Origin of the sequence: Paraburkholderia pallida (assembly GCF_004524855.1) — a bacterium.
In the GTDB taxonomy this organism is placed as follows: domain Bacteria; phylum Pseudomonadota; class Gammaproteobacteria; order Burkholderiales; family Burkholderiaceae; genus Paraburkholderia; species Paraburkholderia oxyphila.
This window is the reverse complement of sequence record NZ_CP038149.1, coordinates 2,006,135-2,026,195: the sequence shown is the minus strand read 5'-3', so window position 1 is coordinate 2,026,195 and position 20,061 is coordinate 2,006,135. Positions and strand designations below refer to the sequence as shown.

18 protein-coding genes are annotated in these 20,061 nt (G+C 67.3%); 12 read left to right on the top strand and 6 right to left on the bottom strand.

Annotated features, from left to right (window positions below):
• Window positions 1-454 precede the first annotated feature (454 nt).
• Window positions 455-1,066, top strand: a complete 612-nt coding sequence (locus E1956_RS24190; RefSeq protein WP_134753592.1) for a BON domain-containing protein — start codon at window positions 455-457, stop codon at window positions 1,064-1,066.
• A 105-nt stretch (window positions 1,067-1,171) separates the two neighbouring features.
• Entirely contained in the window at window positions 1,172-1,450 is a 279-nt protein-coding gene (locus E1956_RS24185; protein WP_134753590.1) for a hypothetical protein, read from the top strand.
• 160 nt (window positions 1,451-1,610) lie between these two features.
• Here the strand turns inward: E1956_RS24185 and E1956_RS24180 are convergent, their stop codons facing one another.
• On the bottom strand, window positions 1,611-2,810 hold the full coding sequence (locus tag E1956_RS24180) for a helix-turn-helix transcriptional regulator (protein WP_134753588.1): 1,200 nt from the start codon (window positions 2,808-2,810) through the stop codon (window positions 1,611-1,613).
• Between the two features lie 427 nt (window positions 2,811-3,237).
• Between E1956_RS24180 and E1956_RS24175 the strand changes: the two genes are divergently transcribed.
• From E1956_RS24175 to E1956_RS24160, 4 genes are all read left to right on the top strand, one after another.
• Window positions 3,238-3,447, top strand: a complete 210-nt coding sequence (locus E1956_RS24175; protein ID WP_134754835.1) for a hypothetical protein — start codon at window positions 3,238-3,240, stop codon at window positions 3,445-3,447.
• Between the two features lie 157 nt (window positions 3,448-3,604).
• Window positions 3,605-3,901: an H-NS histone family protein gene (locus tag E1956_RS24170; protein ID WP_134753586.1), complete on the top strand. Its 297-nt coding sequence runs from the start codon at window positions 3,605-3,607 to the stop codon at window positions 3,899-3,901.
• A gap of 373 nt (window positions 3,902-4,274) precedes the next feature.
• Window positions 4,275-5,876 (top strand): peptide chain release factor 3, encoded by a 1,602-nt coding sequence (locus E1956_RS24165; RefSeq protein ID WP_134754833.1) that lies wholly within the window; start codon window positions 4,275-4,277, stop codon window positions 5,874-5,876.
• 177 nt (window positions 5,877-6,053) lie between these two features.
• Window positions 6,054-8,420 (top strand): bifunctional acetate--CoA ligase family protein/GNAT family N-acetyltransferase, encoded by a 2,367-nt coding sequence (locus E1956_RS24160; protein WP_134753584.1) that lies wholly within the window; start codon window positions 6,054-6,056, stop codon window positions 8,418-8,420.
• Between the two features lie 77 nt (window positions 8,421-8,497).
• Here E1956_RS24160 and E1956_RS24155 read toward each other — a convergent pair whose 3' ends face one another.
• Window positions 8,498-9,043: a hypothetical protein gene (locus tag E1956_RS24155; RefSeq protein WP_134753582.1), complete on the bottom strand. Its 546-nt coding sequence runs from the start codon at window positions 9,041-9,043 to the stop codon at window positions 8,498-8,500.
• Window positions 9,044-9,232: 189 nt separating this feature from the next.
• Here E1956_RS24155 and E1956_RS24150 point away from each other — a divergent pair, with 189 nt between their 5' ends.
• Window positions 9,233-11,263 (top strand): O-linked N-acetylglucosamine transferase, SPINDLY family protein, encoded by a 2,031-nt coding sequence (locus E1956_RS24150; RefSeq protein ID WP_134753580.1) that lies wholly within the window; start codon window positions 9,233-9,235, stop codon window positions 11,261-11,263.
• 49 nt (window positions 11,264-11,312) lie between these two features.
• Here the strand turns inward: E1956_RS24150 and E1956_RS24145 are convergent, their stop codons facing one another.
• On the bottom strand, window positions 11,313-11,894 hold the full coding sequence (locus tag E1956_RS24145) for a PIN domain-containing protein (RefSeq protein WP_134753578.1): 582 nt from the start codon (window positions 11,892-11,894) through the stop codon (window positions 11,313-11,315).
• A complete protein-coding gene (locus E1956_RS24140) occupies window positions 11,895-12,323 on the bottom strand; it encodes an excisionase family DNA-binding protein (RefSeq protein ID WP_232071583.1) in 429 nt (142 codons plus the stop codon). It abuts the gene before it with no gap.
• 388 nt (window positions 12,324-12,711) lie between these two features.
• On the opposite strand from E1956_RS24140, the gene E1956_RS24135 reads away from it, so the two are divergent.
• The 4 genes from E1956_RS24135 (at window position 12,712) to E1956_RS24120 (ending at window position 16,443) form a co-directional block, all read left to right on the top strand.
• A complete protein-coding gene (locus E1956_RS24135) occupies window positions 12,712-13,746 on the top strand; it encodes an aldo/keto reductase (protein WP_134753574.1) in 1,035 nt (344 codons plus the stop codon).
• 52 nt (window positions 13,747-13,798) lie between these two features.
• Complete coding sequence (locus tag E1956_RS24130) at window positions 13,799-14,668, top strand: amidohydrolase family protein (RefSeq protein ID WP_134754831.1); 870 nt, start codon at window positions 13,799-13,801, stop codon at window positions 14,666-14,668.
• Between the two features lie 157 nt (window positions 14,669-14,825).
• Window positions 14,826-15,569 (top strand): SDR family oxidoreductase, encoded by a 744-nt coding sequence (locus E1956_RS24125; RefSeq protein ID WP_134753572.1) that lies wholly within the window; start codon window positions 14,826-14,828, stop codon window positions 15,567-15,569.
• A gap of 25 nt (window positions 15,570-15,594) precedes the next feature.
• Window positions 15,595-16,443, top strand: coding sequence for an ureidoglycolate lyase (locus tag E1956_RS24120; protein ID WP_134753570.1), 849 nt, complete (start codon window positions 15,595-15,597; stop codon window positions 16,441-16,443).
• A 97-nt stretch (window positions 16,444-16,540) separates the two neighbouring features.
• Here E1956_RS24120 and E1956_RS24115 read toward each other — a convergent pair whose 3' ends face one another.
• Window positions 16,541-16,996, bottom strand: coding sequence for a PaaI family thioesterase (locus tag E1956_RS24115; RefSeq protein ID WP_134753568.1), 456 nt, complete (start codon window positions 16,994-16,996; stop codon window positions 16,541-16,543).
• A 280-nt stretch (window positions 16,997-17,276) separates the two neighbouring features.
• Between E1956_RS24115 and E1956_RS24110 the strand changes: the two genes are divergently transcribed.
• Complete coding sequence (locus tag E1956_RS24110; RefSeq protein ID WP_134753566.1) at window positions 17,277-18,869, top strand: methyl-accepting chemotaxis protein; 1,593 nt, start codon at window positions 17,277-17,279, stop codon at window positions 18,867-18,869.
• Here E1956_RS24110 and E1956_RS24105 read toward each other — a convergent pair.
• Window positions 18,866-19,957, bottom strand: a complete 1,092-nt coding sequence (locus tag E1956_RS24105; protein WP_134753564.1) for an AGE family epimerase/isomerase — start codon at window positions 19,955-19,957, stop codon at window positions 18,866-18,868. The genes E1956_RS24110 and E1956_RS24105 overlap by 4 nt on opposite strands.
• Window positions 19,958-20,061: the final 104 nt, after the last annotated feature.

Here is a 20,061-nt window from a genome sequence, read left to right as displayed (position 1 = left end):
CCCATGCACGGCTCGATGCGGCGCTGGCGCTACGGCTGGAGCGAGTGCTGCGGCTGTCGATCAGCGTTTGTGCTTCAGCACTGACTCTGATCCCATGCAAGCCCTGGTTCCCGGTCCATGCGGAGCGCTAACGCCGGTTCCATGCAAGGTGGTTGCGGCAATGCGTGTTGCACTTCGTCGATGCACTTCTGTACGGCGTTTTTATTGCATTGGCTGGCGCATGGTGCGCCGCAGCGATTGTACCGAAACGCTTAAGTATTGCGACGCAAGCTGCGCAGTCCTATCTTGACGGGAGCGGGAGCGGGAGCGGGAGCGGGTGCGGGTGCGCGGGGCGATGGGCGATGGGCGATGGGCGGCGCGCCGGGGCGGGAAGGAGACGGTGATGCGGGAAATCGGGGCAGTGCGGGGAAGGCGGCCACGCCCGCGAGCGAGACGGCGCGCGCGGCGGGCAACGATGGCTGCGGCCAGGGTTGCGGCGGCTGTCGTGGCGGTTTTCATGCTGGCGGCCGCGGCGTCCAAGGCAGTGGCACAGCCCGCGCCAAATGGCGCTGCCGCGTTGAGCGGCGTAATGGAAGTGACCGACGTGAGCGTGGCGGACACGGCAAACAGCGCGAGCGCTGCGGCTGCCAATCCCGACGAAATCAGGAACTGGTACAACGATCCGTTCTTCGCGCTCTCGAATGCGCCGGGCGCGTGTCCGCAGCCGCTCGGCCCGCGCATGACGAAGGCCGAAGCCGACGACGATGCCCACTACCGGGTGGAGCGCGGCACCACCTGCTGGCTCGCGCACAAGTGCACGAAGCCGAATTCCTACCTCTACGACGCGGACATCGCCAAGGCGATCCGCGAGCAGTTCAAGGGCGACCCCTCGCTCGCCGGCGCGAGTCTGTGGATCACGGTGCAGCGACGCTTCGTCTACGCCGAAGGATGCGCGCCGGCGGCCTTCGACCGCGCGGCGCTCGAGCGCCGCCTCGCGGCGATTCCCGACGTCGACAAGGTGTTCGTGCGTTTGCGCGCCGATCCGCACGCACTGCCGCCCTACAAGACCTTGCCTCCGGTCCGTTAAAACTTCGCCGGACGCCGTGTGCGATACGGCTTGCGCGCCGCGCAGGCGCGGTCCGGCATGGCACAATCGCAACGTCGAAAAACTAGAAGGCCCTCGGGGTACCCCATGATTCGTTCCGGTTCGTTGTTGTCCCGCTTTGGCAGGCTGTCGTCCACGCTGGGCGCCTGTGCGATGCTCGCGGCGCTGGCCGCCTGCAGCAGCGGTCCGCCGCTGTTTCTCTCGGACGGCCGCCCCACGGTCCCCGTGCAGTGCTCCGCCGCGGGCGACCACGACTCGTGCGTCCAGCAGGCCCGCGCACGTTGCGCAGGCGGCAGCTACGACACCGTCGATACGTCCACCAACGGCGGCACGTACACCCTCGTATTCGCTTGCCGCACCAAGTAACGGGACCGCGAGGTTGCGCCGCCTGCCCACCGTTTCCGGGTATGGCGGCCGCGGGCCGTGGCCGTGGAGCTCGGCCGGCTTGCGGCGCACAGCGGCGGCGTGAGGCGACGCGAGGCGAGATCAAGCCACGTCAATCAAGATCCGGCTGCAGCTAGCGGCATCAAGCGTTGCCATCCGCGCCGCCGCCGCGGCTGCGCGCGGGCAGGTTCATCAACAGGCGCAGCAGATCGGGCTGGCGCCGCGTGGCGGTCTTCTGGAAGATCGACTGTAGTTGCTTGCGCACCGTGTCGTATTGCACGCTCACCTGCGCGGCGATTTCCTTGGGCGTGAGCCCGTCCACCAGCAGATGCACGATCCGGCACTCCGCGGGCGAGAGCTCGAACGCCGTGGCCAGCACCTGCTCGTCCACTGCCGGCGCCGAGCGCGGGTGATAGAACGTGAGCGCCGCCAGGGCGCGCAGCCCGGCGATTTCGCCGGGCGTCACCACGTTGTAGAACGCATAGAGCACTTCCGGGCCACCAGGCAGCGGCGCGGTGCGGCCTCGCCCGCCGTCGGCCATGTCGGCCGTGTCGGCGGCGCCCACGATGCGCAACGCGCGTATGCGCGCCGCCGCCGTCCGCGCGCCGCTCGCGCGGTTCTTCAGGCGCGCTTCGCAAATCGCCACATCCTCCAGGAAGCGCGCCTGATAAGGCGCGGAGAACGCCAGCCGCTTGCCGCGCACGCGCACGAGCGAGGTGGCGCGCAGGAGCCGTTGTGCGGCTTCGTTGCCGTGCAGCACCTCGCCGCTCGCACTCACGAGCATGGCGGGCGGACGCACGCGGCCCGTGAGCGCGTCGGCGTCGGGCAGGAGGCGGCGCACGCTCAGGCGCACCGCGCGCACGAGATGAGGCGCGAGCCGCTCGAGCAGCGCGCGCGTGGCCTCAGGCAGCGGGGCGCCGCGCGCGGGGCCGCGGCAGGCGATCATGGCCGTGAGCGCGCCGCTGTCGATCAGCTTGCAGATCGAAACAAAGCCGCCGCCGGCCGCCATCAGGGCCGGCTCGAAGACCGGATGGCCCTCGCCGGTCTCCCGGTCCGCGCCGCAATGCAGCCATTTGCCGGGTGGGAATGCGCGCAGCCATTCGAGGCGGGCATCGTCGCGATAGAGCGGCCGGATCAGTTCGAGCGGCTCGGTTTCCCGAATACTGAAACCGTCGGCCCATGAAAAGAGTTCGCGCTGCCGGTCGAATACGCAGAGATGAACCGAGGCCGCCTCGATCGATTTCCTGAATTGGGCGCAAAAATCCTTCCAGCCGGCCGGGCGTTCTATTGTTGCGTAAATCGCATGCAGCAGACTGTCGTGCTGCGAATCGTTCGAATTCACACCGTTCTCGTTATCAAAATCCAACGCGACCGCGTGTTGCGCAAAATGCACAGCGCATATTCCCTGCACAATTGAGGAATATACAGGCGCGATTGCCGCCGTTAATCTTCGGTTCTTTCGATGACTGATAACCGTGAGGGTGGACGAGGCGCCCGTCGCGTTCCGTGCGGTAGGCAACCGATGGCGCGCCGTGCCGGGCTTATTCTCCAATGGCCGGGCATGCTGAAATTGTTGCGCCTGAAACAGGGGCCCTGAAATGAAATGGTGAAAAAGGGTTAATGAGTCAGAAAAATGACCGGGGCGGCCGGTGAAATGTCCGGTTGCGTTGATGTAATGCGCGGGTTAATCGCCCTGTGTTATGGAATATTGAATGCGCAGCCGCCGTTGTAGAGGCGGCTTCCAGAAAAAAGGTTATTCCGGGGGGGCAATGAATCATCATCAACTTGAAAAGGACATAGAGCACCTCGAGCACGTCATTGCTCGGCTCTCAGGCAACGATCGCATTCCGCTTTCCTATTGGCGCAACCGCGTCGATTCGGTATCGAGCGCAAATCTGGTCCCTTCGCAGGCGCAGCGGGTCAAGCGTATGTCGGAAGCGCTGTGCGAGCTGGAGGCACGCGCCAAAGAACGCGTGTGACATGAAACGGTTCGTCGGGGCTGCCGGTCGCAGCCCGCTCCGTGTAAAGAATCGCAATAAATTGGCTCAAACCGACCAAAAAAACGCGTAATTTGGCACGCTTCGGCGCCAGAACGTTCACAATGCGAATGTGTGACCGAACTGGAGATCATTGTTTATGCCGAGCTACAAGCAACTGACCGCCCAACTCGAAAAGCTGCACAAGGAAGTTGCGGCGGCACGCGAAAAGGAAATCGAGCAAGCGATTGCCGACATCAAGGAAAAGATCGCGGAGTACGACATCACGCCGGAAGAACTTGGTTTCTCCAGCCGGCCTGCGGCTGGTGCGCGCAAGAAGCCGATGCCGGCGCGTTATGTGAACCCGAAAACCGGCGAGACCTGGAGCGGCCGTGGCCGCGCGCCGGGCTGGCTTGCTGGCGTGAAGAACCGCGACCGTTTTCTGATCAAGGAGTAAATGGGACTCGAAGCGGAGCCCGAAATGGGGCTCAAGCGGGACTCAAAGCGGGGCTCGAGCAGGCGCTGAACGCGAGCCCGGTCCCGTAAAACCTCACCTTTGCGCGGCGCGCGGCCCGTCTGGCGCGCGTGCGCCGCGCACCGCTCCCGTATAAGCTCACCTCAGGCACGCCGCCGGCCATCCGCCGGGATGCGCCCGGCGAGCGCCTCTCCTCGCGCGCGCGCAGCGAACTCGCCGTTAACTTTTAGTCGTGCGCGGCAATGCCGTGTATCATTCGTCCCCGGCGCCTTCTGCCGTGCGCACCGGCTCGCCGCATCCGCAACGCCCGCCGCACGGCCGGCTGCCCGATTTCATCAGCGATACCCCTCCATCCATGTCAGTTGCCGAACTCAGACGCCGCCGCACGTTCGCGGTCATTTCTCACCCGGACGCGGGCAAAACCACGCTCACCGAAAAGCTGCTGCTGTTTTCGGGCGCGATCCAGATCGCCGGTACCGTGAAGGGCAAGAAGAGCGGCCGCTTCGCGACCTCCGACTGGATGGAGATCGAAAAGCAGCGCGGCATTTCGGTCGCGAGCTCGGTCATGCAGTTCGAATATGGCGATGCCGTCATCAACCTGCTCGACACGCCGGGCCACGAGGACTTCTCCGAAGACACCTACCGCGTGCTCACGGCGGTGGACGCGGCGGTGATGGTGATCGATGGCGCGAACGGCGTGGAAGCGCAGACGCTCAAGCTGCTCGAAGTCTGCCGCAGCCGCAAGACGCCCATTCTCACCTTCATCAACAAGCTCGACCGCGAAGTGCGCGAGCCGCTCGACCTGCTCGACGAAATCGAGCAGCATCTCGGCGTGGCCGCGGTGCCGTTCACCTGGCCCATCGGCATGGGCAAGGAGTTCCAGGGTGTCTACGACATCCAGCGCGACCAGGTGCGCGTGTTCCGCGCGGGCGAGCAATCGCTCGGCGGCGCGGTGGAAACGCTGCAGAACATTGGCGATGCCGATGGTGAAGCGCGCTTCGGCTATCACTGGAAGCGCACCAAGGACGAGGTCGAGCTGATCACGGGCGCGACGCCCGCGTTCGACCGCGACGCGTTCCTCGCCGGCGAGCAGTCGCCGGTGCTGTTCGGCTCGGCCATCAACAACTTCGGCGTGAAGGAGATTCTCGACGCGCTCGTCGACCTCGCGCCGCCGCCCTCGCCGCGCATGACCGTGCAGCGTCCGGTGTCGCCCGACGAGCCCAAGTTCACGGGCGTCGTGTTCAAGGTGCAGGCCAACATGGACCTCGCGCACCGCGACCGCGTGGCGTTCATCCGCGTGTGCTCGGGCCGCTTCGAGCGCGGCATGCAGCTGAAGGTCACGCGCAACAACAAGACCTTCCGCGCCAACAACGTGGTGAGCTTCCTCTCGCAGCGCCGCGAAACCGTGGCCGAGGCCTACCCTGGCGACATCATCGGCATTCCTAATCACGGCACGCTGAGCCTCGGCGACACGCTCACCGAAGGCGAAGACCTGCAGTTCACGGGCCTGCCGTTCTTCGCGCCGGAAATCTTCCAGACCATCGAAGTGGTCGACCCGATGCGCGCGAAGCAACTGGGCGAAGCGCTCAAGCAGCTCGGCGAAGAGGGTGCGATTCAGGTGTTCCGCCCGCTGCACGGCGGCGCGACGATCCTGGGCGCCGTGGGCCAGCTGCAGTTCGAGGTGGTCTCGCATCGCCTTGCGGCAGAGTACAAGGTGGAAGTGCGCATCATGCCGGCGCGCTATCGCCTCTCGCGCTGGGTCACTTGCGACGACCCCAACGAGCTGCGCCGCTTCACCGATTCGTACGCGGCCCGCATGGCCTACGATGCGTCGAACGCCCCCACGTATCTCGCCTCGCACGTCTCGGAGATCGAGGTCGCCCAGAAGGCGTGGCCGAAGATCGTGTTCAACGAGTTGCGCGAGCATTCGGGCGCGCCGTTCCGCAAGAACCTGTAAGCACCGGGCGCCGCCCCGCGCGACGGCGCCCGGCCCGGCGGCGCCGTGTCGCTGTGCGCCGCGCAAGCGCGCGCGGCGAAATGCGCGCAGCGCATTCCCGATTCGCCTATCCTCATTCGTGACGACATCCGGCGGCGCTGCCCGTGCGCGCGCCCACACGAACAGCGAGGAGGGGCAGTGACCGTACGCAATCTCGATGCGATATTCCAGCCGAAATCCGTAGCGGTGATCGGGGCCTCGCAGCGGCCGGGCAGCATCGGCAACATGGTGTGGCAGCGCCTTATCGAAGGCGGTTTTGCCGGTCCGCTCTGGGCGGTCAATCCGCGTCATGCGGGCGATTTCGACAGCTTCGACGGCAAGCCCGTGCTCGCCGATACCGGCGACCTGCCCGAGGCGCCCACCGTCGCCATCATCTGCACGCGGCCCGCCACCTGGCCCGCGCTCGTGCATCGGCTCGGCGGCCTGGGCACGCGCGCCGCGATCATCGTGGGCGAAGCGCGCAACGAAGAAGACCGCGCCGACTTGCGCCACGCGCTCGCGGCGGCGCGCCCGCATCTGCTGCGCATTCTCGGGCCCGGCACGCTCGGCGCGCTCACGCCGGCGCTCAACGCGCAACTCGGCGCAGCCGCCACGGTCGCGCGCACCGGCGGCGTGGCGTGGGTCTCGCAATCCAACGCGCTCACCAACGCCGTGCTGCGCTGGGCCGGCGCGCGCGGGCTCGGCTTTTCGCATGCGGTGGCGCTGGGCGACGAAGCCGATGTCGATGTCGGCGACGTGCTCGACTACCTCGCGAGCGATCCGGCCACGCGCGCGATCCTGCTCGAAGTGGACAGCATCCGCGCGGCGCGCAAGTTCATGTCGGCCGCGCGGGCGGCGGCGCGCAACAAGCCCGTGCTCGCGCTGCGCAGCGGCCGCGACGATCCGGGCGACGCGCTCTACACGGCGGCGTTCCGGCGCGCGGGCATCGTGCGCGTGGACACGCTCGACGACCTGCTCGACGAAATCGAAACGCTGGGCCTGGGCCGAGTGGCCGCGAGCGATACGGCCACGCTCATCACGAGCGACCGCGGCGTGGCCACGCTCGCGCGTGACGCCTTCATGAAGGCTGGCGACACGCTCGCGCGATGGAACGACGAGGCGCGCGCCGCACTCGAAGCTGCCTTGCCGCATGCGCAGGCCGGCAATCCGCTCGTGCTCGGCGATACGGCAAAGCCCGAGCACTTCGGCCTCGCGCTGCAAGCGCTCGCCTCGCAGCGCTCGACCGGCACCGCGTTCGTCGTGCACGCGCCCACCCACAGCGCACCCGTGGCCGATGTCGCGCGCACGCTGATCGAAAATCAGCGCTTCGCGTATCGCGGCATGCTCGCGTGCTTCTTCGGCGGCGTGGACGACGCCACGCGCGACGCGCTGCACGCGCACGGCATTCCCGTGCATACGACGCCGCGGCGCCTCGCACGCGCGTTTGCGCGTCTCGTCGATTACCGGCTCGGGCGCGAACTCCTGATGCAGACGCCCGAGAGCCTGCCCGCGCAAGGCGCGGCGGCGATCGAGGCGGCGCAGGGCGTGGCGCGCGCGGCGCTGGCGGCGGGGTGCGACACGCTCGAGGGCGCGGAGGCGGCGCGGCTATTGGGCTCGTTCGGGCTCGAGACGCTCGAGAGCGCGGCGCAGTTCGCGGAGCAGGCCATCGTCGACGTGAGCGTGGAGTTCCGCGACGACGCGAACTTTGGCCCCGTGTTCCACTTCGTGGCGCCGTCGCCAGACGGCTTCTCGCCGCCGCTGCGCGTCTACAGCCTGCCGCCGTTGAACTCGGTGCTCTCGCGCGACATCGTCGCGCACTCGCCGTATACGCGCTACACCACGCCCGAGCCCACGCTCGCGGTGCTCACCGAGCTTTCGCAGGTGGTGTGCGAGGTGCGCGAGATCGTCGGGATGCAGGTGACGCTGCGGGTGTTGCCTGACGCAGTGAAGGTGGTCGCGCCGCGCCTCGCGCTGGCGGAGAAGCGCAGCCGCTTCGCGATCATGCCGTATCCGCGCAGGCTCGAAGAAACGCTCGACTGGCACGGCCAGCGCCTGACGATCCGGCCGATCCGGCCCGAAGACGAGGAGATGCACCGCGCGTTCATCGACACGATGACGCCCGACGATCTGCGCCTGCGTTTTTTCTCGGCGGTGCGCAGCTTCGACCACACGCAGCTCGCGCGCATGACGCAGATCGACTATGACCGCGAGATGGCGCTCATCGCGACCGTCGAGGGCGAGGACGGCGAGCCGCGCACGCTGGGTGTGGGGCGCGCGGTGGCCGACCCCGACAACGAGACCGCCGAGTTTGCGCTCACGATCCAGTCGAATCTGAAGGGGCGCGGCCTTGGCCGCCTGCTGCTGGATCGCATGATTGCCTACGTGCGCTCGCGCGGCACGCACTGGCTGCTCGGCGAGGCGCTGCGCGAGAATGCGCCGATGATCGGGCTCGCGCGCGCCTGCGGCTTCACGGTGACGCCCACGGAGGATCCGGGCGTGGTGGGGTTCAGGATGCCGCTCGACTGAGGCGGTGTGTCCTGTCCGGAGGCGCGGCGCGGCTTCGCTGCGCCTCCGCGTTATGCCTGGACTCTCGCCAGCCGCAATCAGGCGGCGATTTTCGCGAGCGCGTCGTCCACCTGGGCGCGCGTGACGGCGAGCTCTTCGAGCCAGGCCTGCGCGTATTGCGCGCCGGTTTCCTTTTCGAGCCGGGCGATGGTCGCGGCGCAGCGCGCGGCGTCCTTCGGCGTGGCGATGAACACCTTGACCGACTGGCCGCCCTGGAACGCTTCGAACAGCGGCACGCGGATTTCCTCGGGCAGGGCCCGCGTCGTCCACTGATGCGTCTTGCCGTCGAGGGTCAGCGAAGGCGGCAGCACGCGCTCCTTGCGCGTGGCCGGGATCAGACCGAAGTTGCGCGCGGCTTCGGCAATCTGCTCGGCCGAGAACAACTCGTCGGGCGTGATCTCGAATTGCTCGATCGCGGTTTCGACGGTCTTCATCGCGCTCGCGCGGTCGTCGCGCTTTTGCTGGGCGCGCGCGACGATATCGCGCAGCTCGTCGGCTTCCTCGCTCGAAATCGTGAAGCTGGCCTGTTTCTGCTGAAGCTCGGAAAAACGCTGGAATTCTTGATCGGTCAGAAGTTTGGCCATGAGGTATGCATGCGCATCCGGCGCGCCCTGCGCACACCGGACGGTATTTTGAGAGGGTGGCCATTCTAACCGTTTTGCGCGCCCGGCTTCCAGTCGCGATGCTGAACGCGCGCAAGGGCCCGGCGCGCGCCGCACAAAACCAGGAACGTTCTGATATTCGCACCCCATCACGCTTCCTACGATGGCGTGATGAAAATCTCCACTCCGACTCCGTCGTCGCGTTCCGACGCACTGCTCAAGCGTGGCATCGACCGCCTGAACGCCGAGCAGTACACGGTTGCCGAGGCCCTTTTTCGCGAAATCCTGGCGCAAGATCCGCAGTCTGTCGCTGCGTGGCATCAGCTTGGCGTCGCGCTCGCGCGCCAGAAACGTTATGCAGAGGGCGAACAGGCAATCCGCCAGGCGCTTTCGATCGGCGAGAACGGGGCGCTGCAGCGCGACCTCGCGTGGACGTTGCTCTGGCAGGGCCGCGACAACGAGGCGATCGCGGCCTACTTCGCGGCCATCAATCTGGGCGTGCGCGAGGCGCGCATGTTCAACAACGTGGGCAATCTCCTCAAGAAGCGCAACGACGCCACCCACGCCGAGGCCGCGTATCGCGCGGCCATTGAAATCGATCCCGGCTATGCCCTCGCGCACGGCAACCTCGCCATGGTGCAGCAGGAGGCGGGACTCTACGAGGCAGCCGAGGCGAGCCTGCGGCGTGCGCTCGAACTGGAGCCGAAGTCGGCGCACTTCTGGCAGTGCTATGGCGGCTTGCTGGAGCGCCTGAACCGCCTCGACGAGGCTGATGAAGCGTATTGCCGGGGCGGGCGCTGGGAGTCGGCGCAGTACGTGCGGCGGCGCGTTGCGCACTGGCGCGATCTGGACAAGATCGACCATGCGGCGCTCGAGATGGTCGCCACGGGCGCGGCAGAGAATCTCACGCCGTGGGGGCTGCTGGGCATCCCGGCGCTCACGCCGGGGCTGCATCGCGAGGCCGGGCGGCGCTTCGCGCAGTCGCGCTGGCGCGGCGAGCTGGCCGCGCTGCCGCTCATCGCGCGCGGCGCGGGTCTCGCCGAGGCGCTGGCGGCCTGGGAGGCGGGTGCGCGCCTTCGGATCGGCTATCTCTCCTCCGACTTCTACGATCACGCCACGCTGCGCCTGCTCGCGGGCGTGCTCGAATTGCACGATCCCACGCGCTTCGACATCCATCTGTATTCGTACGGCGAGGCCGTGCCCGATGCCGCATGGCGCGAACGGCTCGCGGCGCTGCCCGCCACGCTGCATGAGATCGGCGCGCTCACCGACGCGCACGCGGCCGCGCAGATCGCGGACGACGGCATCCATCTGCTCGTCGATCTGAAGGGCTATACGACCGGCATGCGCCTCGGCATCACGGCGCTGCGGCCGGCCCCCGTGATCGTGAGCTGGCTGGGCTATCCGGGCTCGCTCGGCGAGCCGAGGCTCGCGGACTATGTGATCGGCGATGCGGTGGTGACGCCGTCTGCCGCCGCGCCGCATTACAGCGAGACGCTCGCGCTGATGCCGCATTGCTATCAGCCGAACGACCATCGGCGCCAAAGCGGACGGCGGCCTTCGCGCGCCGAAGCGGGCTTGCCCGAGCGTGGGTTCGTGTTCTGCAGCTTCAATCAGACCTTCAAGCTCAATGCGCAGATGGCGTCGGTGTGGTGCCGCCTGCTCGCCGCGACGCCGGGCAGTGTGCTCTGGCTGCTCGATCCGGGGAGCGAGCGGGCGCAGGCGAACCTGCACGACTTCTTCGAAACGAACGGCGTAGCACGCGAGCGCGTGATCTTCGCGAAGCGCTTGCCGCAGGAGGCGCACCTCGCGCGGCTGCAACTCGCGGACCTCGCGCTCGACACGCTGCCGACCGGCTCGCACACGACCGGCAGCGACGCGTTGTGGGCGGGCGTGCCGATGGTGTCGGCGCTGGGCTCGCTGTTCGCGGGCCGCGTGGGCGCGAGCCTGCTGCACGCGGTGGGGCTCGAAGCGCTGGTTGCGCGCGATCTCGACGCTTATTTCCAGATTGCGCTCGCGCTCGCGAGCGATCCGGCCTGGCACGCGCAGATACGCAAACGGCTCGCGCGGGCGAAGGCCGATGCGCCGCTCTTCGATACGGTGCGGTTCACGCGCGATCTGGAGCAGCTCTTCGTGGCGATCGTCGCGCGGGAGGCGAAGGGCGGAGAAGGGGCTGAAGGACCGGTGGTGGTGAAGAGGTGAGACGCCGCTGGAATGGAGCATGCCCTCGCACGAGCATGGGCACGGCGGATTAGATCAACTCCGCGGCTTCCCTGATTCGCATGGCCGTGCCCGGCAGCCCGCCGCGTTCGAGCGCGCGGGCAAAATCCTCAGCCGTGGCTTCGGGCTTTTTCCAGCGCGCCCGCATTCGCTTGAACGCAGCGATGCAGACGAGCGTATCGAGATCCCACTGACGGACGATGAAGCGATCGGGATCGGCCACATCGATGCCATGGGCCGCGACTGCCTCAGCAGGAAAATCGCGCAGGTTCGTTGTGACGATGCAGTCGGCGTGGCCCGCAATAGCGGCTGCGAGTACGTGCGCGTCGTTGGGATCGGGTAGCGCGATAGAGGGCACGAGGTGTTTCCATGCTCCGTCCGGGATTTGCCAGTCCGGTACGGCGTCGTGCATGGCATCGCGGCGCACGCCTAATTTGCCCACGAGATCGGGGCGGTGCCGTTCCAGCGCCGCCATCCATTCTTGTTCAATGCGATGCGTCCACTTCGCAGCAAAAAGTCCCGCGGTTGCGAGGCTCATGAGCGCATCGGTCATGGCGATGGGGAACAGAACGCACGCGTCCAGTAAAGCCGTGTAGCGTGCGTGCCCCGCCATTCAGTAATCCAGTCCGAGATCGCGGGCGTTATCTGCCATGCGGTCGAGCGCGGCGGACTGCCGTTCGCGCATCGCGCGCTCGTACGCCAGCAGGTCTTCCACGGCGATGCGACGGTGCGTGCCGACCATGCGGTGCTTGAGCCGGCCTTCCTCGATCTCCTTGATCACGAACGGCCGCGAGACGTTGAGGTAGTTGGCGGCTTCGACGGTTGTGAACTCCTGCTTGTCGGGCATGAGCACAACGGTCTTGCCCTCGCTCATCGCACCGAGCAACTGGCCGATGAGCTTGAGCGCGGCGGGCGGTACTTCGATCGAGGGATGAAGGCCGGTTTCGGTCGTGAGCGTGATGGAGACCGCCCGCGAGTGATCGAGCGCCTCCATGATGCAGCGCTGCGCAACGCGGGCCAGTTCCATTTCGTGTTCGCTCATTGCCGGAGGTGCTTCCTTGGGATTTCGTTTGAGAGTGGGCATAGCGTGGCTCCTGATGCGTGTAGCCAATAGCTGCCTGCGATGCACATACTATATGAAACAAGTGAATTAAATGCAATAAATGAAACGAGCGGAGGTGAGGCATATCATCGCCGTCGGCGACTCGCCTCACGTCTCCTGAAAGATCGCCAACGCCTGCGCGGTACGCGCTCTAATTCGAAGACGCCCGGCCGCCGGGAGTTTATTCTTACGGACAAAACCTTCGAGCCGGTCGGCCCAGTGCGCGCGCCGGTGGTCGCTTCGCAGCAAGCGAGCAAGCCTGTCAGCGCTGAGGCATTGATGCCCACGCGCGACGTGCATCGTTGATTCAATCGAGGAGACACCCCGCATGGCGCAGGAGCCCCATCCGCAGGTCGCGCAGCGGCGCCGCATCGGGCGCACGGCGCTCGAAGTGAGTGCGCTGAGTCTGGGCACGGCGCCGCTCGGCGGCCTGTATCGCGATCTCACCGGCGAAGAGGCGCAGGCCACCGTCGATGCCGCCTGGGAGGCCGGCGTGCGCTTGTTCGACACGGCGCCGCACTATGGCCACACGAAGGCGGAGCATCGCCTCGGCGATGCGCTAAGGCGCTATCCGCGCCGCGAGTACGTGCTGTCGACCAAAGTGGGCCGCCGTTTCGTGCCGCGCACGCATCCCTACGACGGCAGCGAAGGCTGGCAAGATCCGCTGCCGTTCGAAGCCATTTACGACTACACGCGCGAAGGCATCCTGCGTTCGTTCGAGGACAGCCAGCAGCGGCTCGGCATCGTCGAGATCGACATCCTGCTCGTGCACGACATCGGCCGCCTCACGCATGGCGAGCGCAACGCGCACTACTGGCGGCAACTCACAGATGGCGGCGGCTTTCGCGCGCTGGACGATTTGCGTGCGTCGGGTGCGGTGAAGGCTGTGGGTTTCGGCGTGAACGAGCGCGAAGTGATACTCGAAGCGATGCGCGAATTCCAGATCGACTGCGCGCTGCTGGCGGGCCGCTACACGCTGCTCGAACAGGCGCCGCTCGACGATCTGCTGCCCGCGTGCAGCCAGCATGGCGTGAGCATCCTGCTGGGCGGCGCGTTCAATTCGGGCATTCTCGCGCGCGGTCTCGCCGGAGATCGCAAGTTCAACTACGGCGAGGCGCCGCCCGACGTGGTGGAGCGCGTGGCGCGGCTGGAAGCGGTCTGCCGCGCGTACGGCGTGCCGCTCGCGGCGGCGGCGCTGCAGTTTCCCTATGCACATCCCGCCGTGGCGAGCGTGCTCACCGGCGCGCGCAGCGCGGCGGAATTGCGTGAGAACGTGGCGTCGTTCGAGACCAGGCTGCCGCGCGAGGTTTGGCTCGCGTTGCGCGACGAGGGTCTCGTCGATGCACGCGCGCCGCTGCCCTGAAGCTGAGTCCAAACCCTCGACGCCGGACGCCATGACCAAGCACATTGCGCACCTGCAGATCGACGCGCACCAGCACTACTGGGACCCCGCGCGCGGCGATTATGGCTGGCTCACGCCCGAGCTGAGCGCGCCGCTCTACCGGTCCTTCGGTCCCGCCGATCTCGCGCCACTGCGCTCACGCTGCGGCGTCGCGCGCACGGTGGTCGTGCAGGCTGCGCCCACCGTCGACGAAACCTGGTATCTGCTCGATCTCGCACGCCACGACGATTCGATCGCGGGCGTGGTGGGCTGGGTGCCGCTCGACGACCCGCTGGCGCCCGAGCTGATCGACGAGCTTGCGCGCGAGCCCAAGCTGCGCGCCGTGCGCCCGATGCTGCAAGACCTCCCCGACGACGACTGGATCGCGAAGGCCGATACGTCACGCGCCATCGAGGCGCTGATCGCCCACGACCTCGCCTTCGATGCGCTCATCTTCACGCGCCATGCGAGCGCGCTCGAAACGTTCCTCGCGCGCCATCGCGCGCTGCGCGTGGTGATCGATCATGGCGCGAAGCCGCCGATCAAGGACGCCGGCGAGGGCGGCGCAGGTTCGCCCGCCTTCGCTGCGTGGTCGCAAGCGATCACGCGCCTCGCGCGCTTTCCGCAGGTGTACTGCAAGGTGTCGGGTCTTGCTACCGAGGCCGCGCCGGGCTGGAGCGACGCCACGCTCAGGCCGTGGGTCGAGCATCTGCTCGCGAGCTTCGGCGCGCAGCGGCTCATGTGGGGCAGCGACTGGCCCGTGCTCAACCTCAACGGCGACTACGAACGCTGGCATGAGAGCGCCGAGCGCCTGCTCGCGCATCTGGGCGAGCGCGAGCGTGCCGCCGTGTTCGGCGGCAACGCGGCCGCGTTCTACGGGCTGCGGACCGATCCAGCCGGTTAGAAAACGCCCGTTAAACCGCCACGGCGCTGGCGCGTCTGGCCATAATGGCCGCTTGCCATACAAACGTGGCATCCCGGCGGCATCGCATCGATCGTTATCCCAAGCCTCATCACTGAACTGAACGCGGCAAGCGCGTCCGCATCGACGGGAGTGGCAGATGGTACAAAGACTGGCCGGCAAGACGGCCTTGATCACCGCGGCGGGCCAGGGCATCGGCTACGCCGCGGCCGAGCTGTTTGCGCGCGAAGGCGCACGCGTGATCGCCACCGATATCCGCATCGACGCACTGGCAGCCTTGCCGGTCGAGGCGCGCAAGCTCGACGTGCGCGACGGCGCGGCCATCGCGGCGCTCGCACGGGAACTGGGGACCATCGACGTACTGTTCAACTGCGCGGGCTTCGTGCACGCGGGCTCGATTCTCGAAGCGAGCGAAGAGGACTGGGACTTCGCCTTCGACCTCAACGTAAAAGCGATGTACCGGACCATTCGCGCTTTCCTGCCCGCGATGCTGGAGGCGGGCGGCGGCTCGATCATCAATATGTCGTCGGCGGCGTCGAGCGTGAAGGGCGTGCCCAACCGCTTCGTCTACGGCGCGTCCAAGGCGGCAGTGATAGGGTTGACCAAGGCCGTGGCCGCCGACTTCGTGACGCGCGGCATCCGTTGCAACGCGATCTGCCCCGGCACCGTGGCCTCGCCTTCGCTCGAGGAGCGCATCGCCGCCCAGGCGGCGGCGCAGGGCACGAGCGTGGACGCGGCGCGCGCGGCCTTTGTCGCGCGCCAGCCGATGGGCCGCGTGGGCAAGGCCGAGGAGATCGCGGCGCTCGCGCTCTATCTCGCGTCGGACGAGTCGGCGTTCACGACCGGCCAGACGCATGTGATCGATGGCGGGTGGTCTAACTAGTGCACCAAATCAAGGAACAGAGACGATGAAATTGCTTCGCTATGGCCCCAAGGGGCACGAAAAGCCGGGCCTCGTGGATGCCGAAGGCCGCATTCGCGCGCTCTCGGGCGCCGTTGCCGACATCGCCGGCGACGTGCTCTCCGACGCGGGCCTCGCGCAACTGCGCACGATCGACCCCGAAACGCTGCCGCTCGTGGAGGGCAATCCGCGCCTCGGGCCCTGCGTGGGCCATATCGGCAAGATGGTGTGCATCGGCCTGAACTACGCCGATCACGCCGCCGAAGCGGGCATGCCGGTCCCGGGCGAGCCGGTGGTGTTCAACAAGTGGACGAGCGCGATCATCGGCGCGAACGACGACATCGAGATCCCGCGCGGCTCGAAGAAGACCGACTGGGAAGTCGAGCTGGGCGTGGTGATCGGCAAGCCTGCGAAGAACGTGAGCGAGGCCGATGCACTGAACTACGTGGCGGGCTACTGCATCGTCAACGACGTGTCGGAGCGCGAGTGGCAGATCGAGCGTGGTGGCCAGTGGGACAAGGGCAAGGGCTTCGACACCTTCGGCCCGACCGGCCCGTGGCTCGTCACGCGCGACGAGGTGCCCGATCCGCAGAATCTCTCGATGTGGCTCGAAGTGGACGGCCATCGCTACCAGAACGGCAGCACGCGCACGATGATCTTCACGGTTGCGAAACTGGTGTCGTATCTCTCGCAGTGCATGAGCCTGCAGCCGGGCGATGTGATCTCCACCGGCACGCCGCCGGGCGTGGGCATGGGCGTGAAGCCCGAGCCGGTGTACCTGAAACCGGGTCAGACGGTGCGCCTCGGCATTGAAGGGCTGGGCGAGCAGACGCAGAAGACGCGCGCAGCGGAGTGAGCGGGCGCCTGTTCTGACTTTGCAGCAGCATGATGGAAAAACGGCCGCGGAGCACCCGCGGCCGTTTGTTTTTCTGGCTTCGCGCGCCGTGCAACGGTCATGTGTGTGTGGCGCCTTCTCCGTGCCCGCCGTTCGTGCCTCCCGCTTCGCCCATCCGGCTGACCGTGCCCTGCGCGAGCGCCACCAGGTGCTCGTCGCCGTTCTCCATCACGAACACGCTGCACTGGCAGGTGGCCTGCTGGCGCCCAGCAAAGACTACGCGCGCCCGCGCCACCAGCGTGCCGGAAATGGCGGGCCGCAGGTAATTGATCTTGTACTCGCCCGTCACCACGCGCGGACCGAGCGCCAGCGCGCCCGCGAACGTGAGTGCGTTATCGGCGAGATAGCTGATGACCCCGCCGTGCACGAAACCGTGCTGCTGCTTGAGTTCATCGCGCACGGGCAGGCGCAGCGTCAGCTCGTCGGGCCCGGCGTTCATGAGTTCGGCCCCGAGCAGCATGCTGAACGGTTGGGCGTGAAGCGCGCCGCGCGCGCGATCCAGCAAGTCGGTCATGTCAGGATTCCTCAGGGGCCACGCCCACGTAGTTTCCTAACCACTGTAGGAAGCGCCATGCGGCGGCGCAAGGTGAATCGCAAGTTCGTCGCCTCCGAATTGTTGCGAAAAATAGCGGAAATCGCGCGGGGATCGTTTCTGCAACACGCTATTGCGCATTTGATGCAGAAATTTCGCGCAATTGACCTCAATCCAACGTTTGCGAGGCCGTAAACCCGTGCGGGTGCGTGCGTTATCCCGCGCGCGCCGAACCTACTCACTGCCATCCCAGGTGTTCAAGATGTTCAGCAAGATCAAGGTCGCATCCGGCCTTTTGTGCGTTTTAGCCGCATTCTGCGTGCTCCAGCTCGTGACCGAAGGGCTCGGCTTCTGGGCGCTCACGCGCACGCACGACGACGTGAAGGATCTGTCCCGAGTGGCGCTGCGCCAGGCGAGCGCCGCCAACGAAACCACCCAGCACTTGATGGACGCGCGCATCAATCTTTCGCGCGCGGGCACCCGCCTGATTCGCGGCGGCGGCGCGGCGCCGACCGACATCATCAGCCACGCGCAGGAGCAATTGAGTGCCGCCGACCAGTCGTACGCGGAGCTCACGGCGGTCGAGCCCGTCAACGACGAAGACCGCGCACGCGTGGCCGCGCTCGGCCAGCGCTATCAGGTCTACCGCAAGGCGCTCGCGGAACTGATCGACGACCTCAACGCCAACAACATCCAGGCCTTCCTCGACCAGCCGACCCAGTCGTACCAGGACGCCTATCTCGCCGAGCTGCGCGACTTCGCGCGCTTTAGCGCGGCGGCCAGCCACGCATCGCTCGCGTCGATCGATGCGCGTCTCGTGCTGTTCCAGACCGTGGGCATCGCGATCCTGATCGTGCTGATCGCGCTCGCCACGGGCGTGCACTTCGCGCTGCGCCGCGGCGTGGTGGCGCCGCTCGAGGAAGCGGGCCGCCACTTCGACCGCATCGCGCGCGGACGCCTGAACGAAACCGTGGCCGCACGCGGCGACAACGAGATCGGTCTGCTGTTTCGCGATCTCGCGATGATGCAGGCGAGCCTTGCGCGCACGGTCCACACGGTGCGCGAGGCGGCCGGCTCGATCCACGTGGGCGCGGACGAGATCGCGACCGGCAACGCCGATCTCTCGGCGCGCACGGAGTCGCAGGCGGCCTCGCTCGAAGAGACGGCGGCCAGCATGGAAGAGCTGACGGGCACGGTGCGCAATACCGCCGACAACGCGCGCGAGGCGAATGCCCTCGCCGAGGCGGCGCTCGACGCGACCGCGCGCGGCGGCGCCGTGGTGGGCGAGGTGGTCGAGCGCATGCACGGCATCGCGCAAAGCTCGGACAAGATCGCGGAGATCATCGGCGTGATCGACGGGATTGCGTTCCAGACCAACATTCTTGCGCTCAACGCGGCCGTGGAAGCGGCGCGCGCGGGCGAGCAGGGGCGCGGCTTCGCCGTGGTGGCGGGCGAGGTCCGCGGGCTCGCGCAGCGCAGCGCGCAATCGGCCAAGGAGATCAAGACGTTGATCAGCGAGTCGGTCGCGCAGATCCGCGGCGGCTCGGAGCTCGTCGAGCGCGCGGGCTCGGCCATGCGCGACGTGTCGACGTCGATCTCGCGCGTCACGCAGATGATGGCGGGCATCAGCGCCTCATCGCTCGAGCAGAGCGCGGGCATCGACCAGGTCAATACCGCCGTTTCGCAGATGGATCAGATGACGCAGCAAAACGCGGCGCTGGTCGAGGAGGCCGCGGCGGCGGCGGCTTCGCTGCACCAGCAGACCCAGCAACTGGCCGATGCGGTGGCGGCGTTCGAGATTTCGCCTGCGGTGCTGGCCGAAGGCCGCGGGCTCGCGCAAGCCGCGGCGCGCTAGGGCAGCGCGCGGTACGCCGTCAGCAGGTGATACGGCGTAGTTGACGGCATGTCCGCGCGGGCGACCTCTCCGCTCGCGCTTCTGCATTCCACCCAGCCTTGCGGCGTGAGAAAGCGCTGCGCAAATGTCCCGATCTGCGCCTCCAGTGTTGCGCGCACAACGGTATCGCCGTGCGTCGCGATGGCGCGCAGATACTCCGTCTGCGCCCAGATGCGCTGCGTGGCGTCGATCAGGCGGCCCTGTTCGTCGAGGGACGCCGCAACGGCGCCGGTGACCGGGTCCACGCCGTGCTTCACAGCGAATGCGAACGCTCGCGCGAGCGCCTCCTGAAGCCCCGAATCACCCAGCCGGTGTGCTCCCGCCTGTGCCGCGAGCCAGAACCACTCGAACTGATGGCCCGGCTCGAGGCGGTTGCCCGCCGTGCCGAGCGGCAATTCGGCGATGCAGCCCGTGCCCGCGTGCAGGAAGTTGCGCGCGAGCGCTTCGATGAGCCGCGTGATCGCCGTGTCGAATGCGGCGTCGCCGGTGGCGTCGCGGGCGACGAGCCACGCCTCGGTCAGATGCATGAGCGGATTCTGCAGCGGCCCGCTCGTGACACTTGCAAAGGATGCGTCGAGCGCCGCGTTCAGCAAGCCGTCGTGCGCCTTGAAGCGCTCGACGATCAGCGCGGATGTCTCGCGCGCCGTTTCGAGCGCCTCGGCCACGCCGAAGCGCTGGCCGTATGCCGCGCACGCGAACACCACGAACGCATGCGTATAGAGGTCCTTCGTGGTATCGAGCGGTGCGCCCTGAGCATCGACGCTATAGAACCATCCGCCGTGCGCGCGGTCCGCAAAGGTATGGCGCAGCGATTCGAAGAGCGTGTGCGCATGCGCGGCCTCATGCTCGCCGGCCTGCGAGAACACGAAGAGCTGGCGGGCGCAGGCCATCGCGCGATAGCGCACGTCGGGCAGCGGCGCCGTGCCCGACGCATCGAGCGCTTCATGCGGCAGGCGTAGCGCCGCGTTGAAGCCGGGGCCGCGCCACAACGGCAGGATCGTGCGGTCGAAATGATCGCGCAGGCTCGCTGCGCCGGTGAGAGCGTTCATGAAAGACGTGGGCGCTCAAGGCGCGGGCACGAGGAAAACAGGGTGTCCGCGATTGTACGCCGGGGCCAGTCTGTCTCGATTATGCGGCTACGATGCATGAGACG